Source organism: Mitsuaria sp. TWR114, assembly GCF_007997345.1.
Genome location: NZ_VOSR01000593.1, coordinates 1 through 9288 on the forward strand (window position 1 = coordinate 1; position 9288 = coordinate 9288).

Consider the following 9288-nt stretch of genomic DNA (forward strand, 5'->3'; position numbering starts at 1 on the left):
GGCGCTCTACCGCGCCAAGGCGCAGGGCCGCAACGTCGTGCAGGCGGTGGAGCTGGAACCGGCGCGTTGAGCAGTGCGCTGAGCGGCGCGATCGCGACCCGCGTCAGAAGCGGCCGCGCACGCTCAGCATCACGCTGCGCGGATCGCCGTAGTTGGGATAGTCCAGGTTGGTCCAGTAGGTCTTGTCGAGCGCATTGCGGATCGACAGGCCCAGGCTGAAGCGCTCGTTGAGCTGGTAGGTCGCATGCAGGTTCAGCAGCGCATAGGCGCCCTGGGTGACGGTGGTCGTGCCCAGGGTCGGATGCGCGATGCCGTAGCCGGTGACGGTGCTCTGGTAGTTCACGCCGCCGCCGACGCTCAGCCGCTCCCAGGCGCCGCCGAAGCGGTAGCTGGTGCTCAGCTGCAGCGTGTGGCGCGGCAGGTTCGCGTAGATCAGGTCCAGCGCGTGGCGGGTGATGCGCGTGTTGGCGTAACCGGCGCTCAGCGTCCAGCCCGGCGCGATCTGGCCGGCGACGTCGACTTCGAAGCCCCGCGTGCGGGTGCCGTTCACGCCGACGTAGGCGGAGCTGCCGTCCGGCAGCGAGCCCTCCGGCACCGCGACGTCGCGCACCGCGTAGTTGTCCTGCTTGGCCTCGAAGACCGCGGCCGACATCGCCAGGCGCTTGTCGAGAAACTCGCCCTTGATGCCGAACTCGGTGTTGCTGCCGCGGATCGGCGAGAGCAGGTTGTCGTTGCGGTCCTTGTAGTTCTGCGGCTTGAACAGATCGGTGTAGCTCGCATAGAGCGACAGCGCATCGCTCAGGTCGTAGACGATGCCCACATATGGCGAGACCTCGTTGGTGACCTTGTAGGCGCCGGTCGTGCCGGTGTAGGTGCCCGCCGTGTTGAAGGCGTCGGTGGCGGTCTTCCAGTAGCTCAGCCGCGCGCCGGTCACCAGCGACAGCGGCTCCAGCAGCTTCCATCGGCCCATCGCGAAGAGGCCGCTCTGCTCGGTCTCGGCGACGCGCTTGGCGCCGGTGGCGCTGAAGGTCGGCGCCGGCGCGCTGCCATCCCAGCTGCGGATGTCGGGGATGGCGTAGCTCCAGGCGGCCACCGAGGTGAGCGTGGGCGTGACGGTCGTGGTCTTCACGCCGTTGGCGCCGATCACCAGGTCATGCTTGCGGCCGAACAGCGACGGCGTGCCCGCGGCGTAGACGTCCAGGCTGTCGCGGCGCTCCCAGCTCTTGCCGACGGCCGCCAGCAGCTTCAGCCCGGCGCCGGTGACCGGGTCCGGATAACCGCTGGCGTAGGTGGCCAGCCGGAAGGTGTCGCCTTCGCTGTGGTTGGCGATGGCCTTGAGCGTCCAGTCGTCGCCGAGCTTCTGCTCCAGCTGCGCGTAGAAGGTGCCGTTCTGGCGCGACCAGCGGGTCCAGGACGGCGAGAAGCTGGTCTCGCGCGGCAGGCCCGCGAGCGAGCCGTCCGAGGCAAAGCGCGGGATCGTGCCCCAGATCGGGCCCTGCGGCACGTTGTTCTGGTCCTGGTAGCCGAGCGTGACGGTGGTGCTGGCGCCCAGGTCGGCCTCGACGGTGGCCATGAAGGCCGTCTTGGTCTCGCTGTGGCGCTGGCGGAAGCCGTCGCGCTCCTGCGCCGCCGCGATGAAGCGCGCGCGCACGCGGCCGTCCTGGGTCAGCGGCGTGTTGACGTCGGCCTCGATGCGGTGGAAGTCGTCGGTGCCCATCACCAGGCCGCCGTAGGCGGAGAAGGCCTTCTCGGGCCGCTTGCGGATCATGTTGACGGTCGCGGACGGGACGCCCGCGCCGGTGGTCAGTCCGTTGGCGCCGCGCACGACATCGATGCGCGAGTAGAAGACGGTGTCGAACTCCTGCTGCGTGTTGCCGCTGTAGGTGGGAATGCCGTCGATCTGGAAATCGGTGATCTGGAATCCGCGCGCGAAGTACAGCGGGCGCTGCGTGTCGTAGAAGGACACGTTCACGCCGGTGATGTTCTGCATCACGTCGTTGATGCTGATCAGCGTCTCGTTCTCGAGCCGGCTCGCGTCGATGCTGCTCATCGACTGCGGCGTCTCGCGCGCGCTCAGCGGCAGGCGCGTGCTGGCGCCCTCGAGCTTCTTGCGCGCGGCGCTGATGGTCACGCGGTCCAGCGCGTTGCGGCGACCGGCGCGCGGGCCGTCTTCGGCCGCGGATGAGGACGACGGCTCCGCCGCGTCGGGGGCGATCGCGACGGCGGCGTCCGCGGAGACGGTGGACCCGGCGGGTTCAGCCGCCGGCGCGTCGGCGGCGCGGACGGCCAGGGGGTGGGACTCGGCCAGTGCCAGGCCGGTGGACATCAGCAGCGCGACGGAGGCCGCGATGGGGGACAGGGAAGAACGCGACATGGGAAAGAGCAGCAGCAGGCGGGCGCAAGCCCGCACACCGGCGCGCACGGGCGCACCGGCCCCGAAGGGAGGTGGAGGGGATGGGCTTGCGGGTCCGGCTCCGGCGTCGCGCGGTGCGGTGGAGCGTGGGAATCAGGCTGGCGCGAGGCTCAACCGCGCCGGTTTACCGGCCAGATGAGAACTCTTCTCATTGTAGAAACAGGCGCGGAGGCGCCACAGGCAAAGCCTGTCCCTGTGTGCGGTCTTCAGGCCAGCGCGACGCGGTTGCGACCCAGGTGCTTGGCCCGCTCGACCGCGGCGTTGGCGCGCGCGATCAGCAGGTCGGTCGCATAGGGCGGCGCGTTTGCCAGGCCCATGCTGAGGGTCACGTCCAGGCCCGCCGCGAGCTGGTGCCAGGGATGCACCGACACGCTGGCGCGGATGCGCTCGCAGACCTCGAAGGCGCGGTCCGCCACGGTGTCGGGGAAGACGACCAGGAACTCCTCGCCGCTCCAGCGCAGCAGCAGGTCGGAGCCGCGCGTGTTCTCGCGCAGCAGCTGCGCCAGTTCCTGCAGCACGCGGTCGCCGGTCTCGTGACCATGCCGCTCGTTGATGTTGCGCAGGCCGTCGGCGTCGATCAGCGCGACCGTCAGCGGCCGCGCTTCCTGCTCCGCCGCGCGCAGCAGCGGCGGCAACCGGGCCTCCAGGCAGCGGCGGTTGCCCAGACCGGTGAGCGGATCCTTGAACTCGGCCGTGTCGCGCGTGTCGCCGCTCGTCGCGCCGCTGGCGAATTCGGCTTCCATCCGCGAGACGAAGTACTGCGACTGCGCCATCAGCTGCCCGACCGCGCGACGGCGCTCCAGCGTGCGCGCCTGCTCCAGGTGGAACAGCGATGGCCCCAGCAGCGCCAGCGCCCGGGCCGCGCGGTAGCTGGCGTGATGCAGACGCAGGCTCAGGAACAGCGGCACCTGCGCAGGCGCGGCGGGCGTCGCCGCGGCGTCCACATCGGCACCGGCGTCCGCGCCGAAGGCCACCGTCTCCTCATGCAGCGCCTGGAGCTGCTGCCACGCGGCGCTGGACTGGCCGCGCGCCAGTTGCAGCTCGGCCAGCATGCAGCGCAGGCGCCAGTCGAGCAGGCGGAAGCCGGCGCGCTGGCTGTCGTCGCGGGCCTCGGTCAGCAGCGGCTCGGCTTCGTCGAGGCGGCCCATCAGCAGCAGCACCTCGCCGAAGTTGGAGGCGGTCAGCGCGATGCCGTAGCGGTCGCCGAGTTGCAGCGAATGCGGGCGCGCCTCGCGGGCGAGTTCCAGCGCGCGCTCGAGCGTGCGGGGCGCCTGCTCGGGCGCGGCGCCGTCGCGCTGCAGGTGGTACGCGCCGAGCGCGACGGTGCACAGGTTGGTCAGCGTGACCACGCGCTCGTAGGGCGTGGGGTTGGTGCGCAGCAGGCCGGCCGCCTCGCTCATCAGGCGCTCGGCCTGCCACGGGTCGCCCATGCGCTCGAAGCAGGCGCCCAGGCCGTTCAGCGCGACGGCATGCAGCCGCAGGTCGCCCAGCTCGCCGGCGAGCTTGAGCGCCTCATGCGCGCAGGCCAGACCTTGCTCGTAGGCGCCGAGCTCGCAGGCGGCCAGGCTCATCCAGCGCAGCAGTTCGCAGGCGGCGGGACTGGCGCCGAGCGGCCGCATCAGTCGCAACGCGCGCTCGCCGACGTCCAGCATGCCCGGCAGGTCGCCCATGCGCAGGCGGAAGAAGCTGCGCAACTTGCCGGCTTCGGCCTGCTCGTTGATGAAGCCTTCGGCATCGGCGCGATGCCAGACGGCATCGGCCAGCGCGAGGCCGTCGTCCAGGCGCGCCTGCTGCTGCGCCAGACGGGCGCGCGCGAGCAGCTCGCTCAGCGGCACGCCGTCGAGGGCTGCCGGGGACATCGGATCGGAGGAGGGATCGCCGCTCGGAAACATCCGGCAAGCGTAGCCGATCGGGCGGCGCGCTCACCACCGGCCCAGCGGCGATGGCAGTCCCGACCCGTCTACTTGCTGGTGGGCATCACGAACTCGGCGCCCTTGGCGATGCTCGCCGGCCAGCGCTGCATGACGCTCTTCTGCTTCGTATAGAAGCGCACGCCCTCCTCGCCATAGGCGTGCATGTCGCCGAAGAGGCTCTTCTTCCAGCCGCCGAAGCCATGCCACGCCATCGGCACGGGGATCGGCACATTGATGCCGACCATGCCGACCTGCACGCGACGCGCGAACTCGCGCGCCACGTTGCCATCGCTGGTGAAGCAGGCGACGCCGTTGCCGAATTCATGCCCGTTGACCAGCTCCAGCGCCTCGCCGAAGTCCTTGACCCGCACGCAGGCCAGCACCGGGCCGAAGATCTCTTCCTTGTAGAGGCGCATCGACGGCCGCACGTGGTCGAACAGCGTGCCGCCGGTGAAGAAGCCGTCCGGCAGGCCCTCCACCTGATGGCCGCGGCCGTCGACGACCAGCGTCGCGCCTTCCTCGACCCCGTGGGCGATCGCGCCCTCGATGCGGTCGCGCGCCTCGCGCGTGACGATCGGTCCCATCTCGCGTCCAGCGCCATGCCGTTCTTGATCTTGAGCGCCTTCGCCCGCTCCGCCAGCTTGGGCACGATGCGGTCCGCGACGTCGCCGACCAGCACCGCCACCGAGATCGCCATGCAGCGCTCGCCCGCCGAGCCGTAGGCGCGCCGATCAGCGCGTCGACGGCCTGGTCGATGTCGGCGTCGGGCATGACGACCATGTGGTTCTTCGCGCCGCCCAGCGCCTGCACGCGCTTGCCGTGGCGGGCGCCGGTCTCGTAGATGTACTGCGCGATCGGCGTGGAGCCGACGAAGCTGAGCGCGCGCACGTCGGGGTGGTGCAGCAGCGCGTCGACGACCTGCTTGTCGCCCTGCACGACCTGGAAGATGCCGTCCGGCAGGCCGGCCTGCTGGAACAGCTCGGCGATGGCCAGGCTGGGCGACGGGTCGCGCTCGCTGGGCTTGAGGATGAAGGCGTTGCCGGTGGCGATGGCGATCGGCGCCATCCACATCGGGACCATGAAGGGGAAGTTGAACGGCGTGATGCCCGCGACCACGCCCAGCGGCTGGCGGGTGGTCCAGTTGTCGATGCCGGTGGAGACCTGCTCGGTGAAGTCGCCCTTGAGCAGCTGCGGCACGCCGCAGGCGAACTCGACGACATCGATGCCGCGCGAGACCTCGCCCTGGGCGTCGGTGAAGACCTTGCCGTGCTCGGCGGTGATCATCGCGGCGAGGCGGTCGCGGTGCTGGTTCAGCAGCTCCAGGAACTTGAACATCACCCGCGCCCGGCGCAGCGGCGGCGCGTCGGCCCAGGCCGGGAAGGCGGCCTGCGCCGCGGCGACGGCGGCATCGACGTCCGCCGCGCTGCCCAGCTGCAGTTGCCGCGCCACCTGGCCGGTCGCCGGGTTGAAGACCGCCTGGCTGCGTCCCGAGCTCGCCGGGCGGCGCTCGCCGGCAATGAAGTGGGTGATGTCGGCGTTGTCGGTGAAAGCGACGGGGGCGACGGGGGCGCTCTGGCTCATGGCGGTCTCCTGCTTCTTGGGGGATCGCCATGAGTCTAGGCAGCGCGCCCTGCCCCGCCTAGGCCAGATCGCCGATCACATTGTTCGATAGACTGAACAAATGACCCCGCGCTCCCCCGCCCCCTCCCCCGTCCGTGCCGAAGTGCGGGACGAACTGCTGTGGTCGCAGCTGCAGGCGCTGATCGCGGTCGCGCGGCTGGGCAGTTTCACGAAGGCGGCGCAGCGGCTCAACCTGTCCAAGGCGGCGGTGAGCCAGCGGATCGCCGACCTGGAACGCCACCTGGACCAGCAACTGGTGCAGCGCACGACGCGCTCGGTGCGGCTGAGCGAAGCGGGCTCGCGCCTGGTCGAGCAGGCCGAACCCGGCCTGGCCCTGCTCAGCCGCAGCCTGGGCGAGGCCCGCGAGTCCGCCGGCGCGCCGCGCGGTCTGCTGCGCGTGACCGCGCCGGTGGCGCTCGGGCGGCAGCATGTGGCGCCCGCGCTTCCGGCCTTCTTCGAGCGGTATCCGGAGCTGCGCATCGAGCTCGACCTGTCCGACCGGCTGGTGCCGCTGGCGCAGGAGGGCTTCGACCTGGCGATCCGCCACACCAGCGCGCCGCCGGACACCCATGTCGCGTTCAAGCTCTGCCCGTCGCGCGCGCTGCTGACGGCCAGCCCGGCCTACCTCGCGCGCGCGGGCCGGCCCCAGCATCCGGCGGAACTGGCGCAGCATCACTGCCTGCCCTACCTGCGCCCGGGGCCAGCGCAATGGTTCTTCGAGCGCGCCGCCAGCGCGCCGGCGCCCGAGCGCCTGCGCGTGCCGGTGCAAGGCCTCTTCCGCGCGAGCAACAGCGAGGTGCTGCGCGACGCGGCGCTGTCGGGGCTGGGCATCGCGCTGCTGCCGGACTTCAGCGCCCGCGACGCGATGCGCGACGGCCGTCTGGTCGAGGTGCTGCCGGACTGGCGCGCCGTCGGCTTCTTCGGCGACGCGATCTACGCCATCCATCCGTGGAGCAGCCACACGCCGCAGGGCGTGCGGCTGCTGGTGGACCACCTCAAGGGCGTGATGGGCGGCGGCTACTGAGGGCTCAGCGCGTGACCTTCACCGCGCTCAATGGCACCAGCGCGAGCAGCGCAGCCAGCAGCCAGAACGCGGTCGACAGTCCGACGCCCGCCGCGAGGAAGCCGATCAACGCCGGCCCGAGCAGCACGCCCGCATAACCCGCCGTCGTCACCGCCGAGACGGCGAACGCGGCGGGCATCACGGTCTGCTGGCCGGCGCGCCGGAACAGCACCGGCACGAGGTTGGACGCGCCCAGGCCGATCAGCACGAAGCCCGCGAAGGCCACCGCGCGGACCGGCGCGAGCAGCAAGGCGGCCACGCCCAGCACCGCGACCACGCCGCCCACCACCAGCGTCCGCCGATCGCCCAGGCGCGCGACCACCGCGTCGCCGGTGAGCCGTCCCGCCGTCATCGCGATCGAGAACAGCATGAAGCCGATGCCGCCCTGCGCCGGCGCGACCAGCTTGGCCTCGGTCAGCAGCAGCGCGCTCCAGTCCAGCACCGCGCCTTCCGCGAGGAAGGTCACCGCGGCGAGCAGCGCCATCAACCACACGAGGCCGCGCGGCATCACGAACAGCGGACCGCTGGACGAGCGCGCCGTCTCCAGCACGTAGGGCCAGGCCACCACGACCGCCAGCGCCATCAGCGCGGCGCCCAGCAGCGTCGCATGCAGCGGCTCGAAGTCCATCGACAGCAGCAGCGTCATGAAGGCCGCGCCGATGAAGCCGCCCACGCTGTAGAGCCCATGGAATCCGGACATCAGCGGCTTGCCCGCCGCGCGCTCGACCTCCAGCGCGTTGATGTTCATCGCGACGTCGAGCGATCCCAGGCATGCGCCGAAGGCTGCCAGCGCCAGGCCCAGGGTCCAGGGCGAGCCCGCGAAGGCCAGCAAGGGCAGTAGCGCCGCCATGCCGAAGCCGCTGCACACGATCACCAGCCGCGTGCCGAAGCGCGTGCTCAGCATGCCGGCCGCGACCATCGCCACGACCGAGCCCAAGCCCAGGCACAGCAGCAGCACGCCGAGGGCGCCTTCATCGACGCCCAGCCGCTGCCGCGCGAAAGGCACCAGCGGCGCCCAGCACGCGACGCCGAAGCCCGCCACCAGGAAGGCCAGGCGCACGGCGAGGCGATGCTCGGGTTTCTCGACCACGGGCTCGGCGCCCGTGAAGCTCTGCGGCGCGGCGCTCATGCCGCGGTCTCCACGGCGATCACGTCGACCGCGGCTTCGCGCAGGCCGCGCACCACGCCGGCATCGAGGTCCTGCTCGATCACTGCCGTCCTGAGCATCGCGAAGTCGGCGATGTGATGCGGAGCGGAAGCACGTGCCTTGTCGCTGGTCAGCAGCGCCACGACCTGGCGGCTGTTCTGGATCAGCGTGCGCTTGAACGCCGCCTCGCTGAACTGCGTCGTCATGACGCCGTCCGCCACCGACAGCGAACAGACGCCGACGAAGCACCGGTCGATGCGCATCCGGGACAGCGCATCGACCGCGGCCGCGTCCACGCAGCCGCCCAGGTGGCGGTCGACCTCGCCGCCCAGCATCAGCAGCCGCAGGTCCTGCCGGCGCAGCACGGCCGCCGCCACGTCGACCGCGTTGGTGGCGATGGTCAGCCCGGCGTCCTCGGGCAGGAACTCGACCAGCGCGAGGTTGGTGCTGCCGGTGTCGATGAACACCAGTTCGTCCGCCGCGTTGCGCTGAAGCTGGTCGGGATGGCGCCGAAGCAGCTGATCGGCGAGCCGCTCGCGCCAGCGCAGCGGATCGACCGGCGCGAGCAGCTGGCTGGTCGAGGGCAACAGCGGCTCGGTGCGGCGCAGCAGCTCGCCGCCGGGGAAGCGCCCACCACCGGGCAGATTGGGCAGACGGACCTGCGCCGACGCGGGCAGCGCCGTGATCAAGGCCGCGGCCAGGCAGAGGATCGGAAGGAATTTCAAGCTCATCGACGGATAACGTCCGGCACACGGAAGAAAATCCGCGCCGCCGTCGTTCTATTCATCAGGCATCCCATCGCATGAGCATATTGGAGTTGCAATCCGCCCTGGCCGCGCTGCTGCCCCGGCTGCGGCGCTTCGCCCGCAGCCTGACGCATCACCGCGAGGATGCGGACGACCTCGTGCAGGTGGCGGTGGAGCGCGCGCTGCGGGCCTTGGACCAGTACGAGCCCGGCACGCGCCTGGACAGCTGGATGTTCAGGATCATGAAGAACGCCTGGATCGACGAGCAGCGCGCCCGCGGCCGGCGCGCCGAGGTGCTGGCCCCCGAGGAGGCGGGCGAGCACGTCGGCGTGTCCGAGACGGGTCGGCACATCGCGCGCTTGTCGGTGCAGGCGGCGATGGCGCGG

The 9288-nt window shown here is 71.3% G+C and carries 6 protein-coding genes and 1 pseudogene; 2 read left to right on the plus strand and 5 right to left on the minus strand.

Annotated features, from left to right (window positions below; genetic code table 11):
- Positions 1-103: 103 nt before the first annotated feature.
- The 3 genes and pseudogenes from FUT87_RS20220 to FUT87_RS20230 form a co-directional block, all read right to left on the minus strand.
- Positions 104-2374: a TonB-dependent siderophore receptor gene (locus FUT87_RS20220; protein WP_255511940.1), complete on the minus strand. Its 2271-nt coding sequence runs from the start codon at positions 2372-2374 to the stop codon at positions 104-106.
- 245 nt (positions 2375-2619) lie between these two features.
- On the minus strand, positions 2620-4272 hold the full coding sequence (locus FUT87_RS20225) for a diguanylate cyclase (RefSeq protein ID WP_186830652.1): 1653 nt from the start codon (positions 4270-4272) through the stop codon (positions 2620-2622).
- Between the two features lie 101 nt (positions 4273-4373).
- Positions 4374-5907: pseudogene (locus FUT87_RS20230) on the minus strand (CoA-acylating methylmalonate-semialdehyde dehydrogenase).
- A 100-nt stretch (positions 5908-6007) separates the two neighbouring features.
- Between FUT87_RS20230 and FUT87_RS20235 the strand changes: the two are divergent.
- Positions 6008-6970, plus strand: coding sequence for a LysR family transcriptional regulator (locus FUT87_RS20235; protein WP_147242186.1), 963 nt, complete (start codon positions 6008-6010; stop codon positions 6968-6970).
- Positions 6971-6974: 4 nt separating this feature from the next.
- Here the strand turns inward: FUT87_RS20235 and FUT87_RS20240 are convergent, their stop codons facing one another.
- Entirely contained in the window at positions 6975-8138 is a 1164-nt protein-coding gene (locus FUT87_RS20240) for an MFS transporter (protein WP_147242187.1), read from the minus strand.
- Positions 8135-8887 (minus strand): DeoR/GlpR family DNA-binding transcription regulator, encoded by a 753-nt coding sequence (locus FUT87_RS20245; protein ID WP_147242188.1) that lies wholly within the window; start codon positions 8885-8887, stop codon positions 8135-8137. Before FUT87_RS20245 ends, FUT87_RS20240 begins: the two co-directional genes overlap by 4 nt.
- Positions 8888-8958: 71 nt before the next feature.
- On the opposite strand from FUT87_RS20245, the gene FUT87_RS20250 reads away from it, so the two are divergent.
- Positions 8959-9288: RNA polymerase sigma factor (locus tag FUT87_RS20250; RefSeq protein ID WP_222617216.1), on the plus strand; the 330-nt coding region annotated here is incomplete at its 3' end.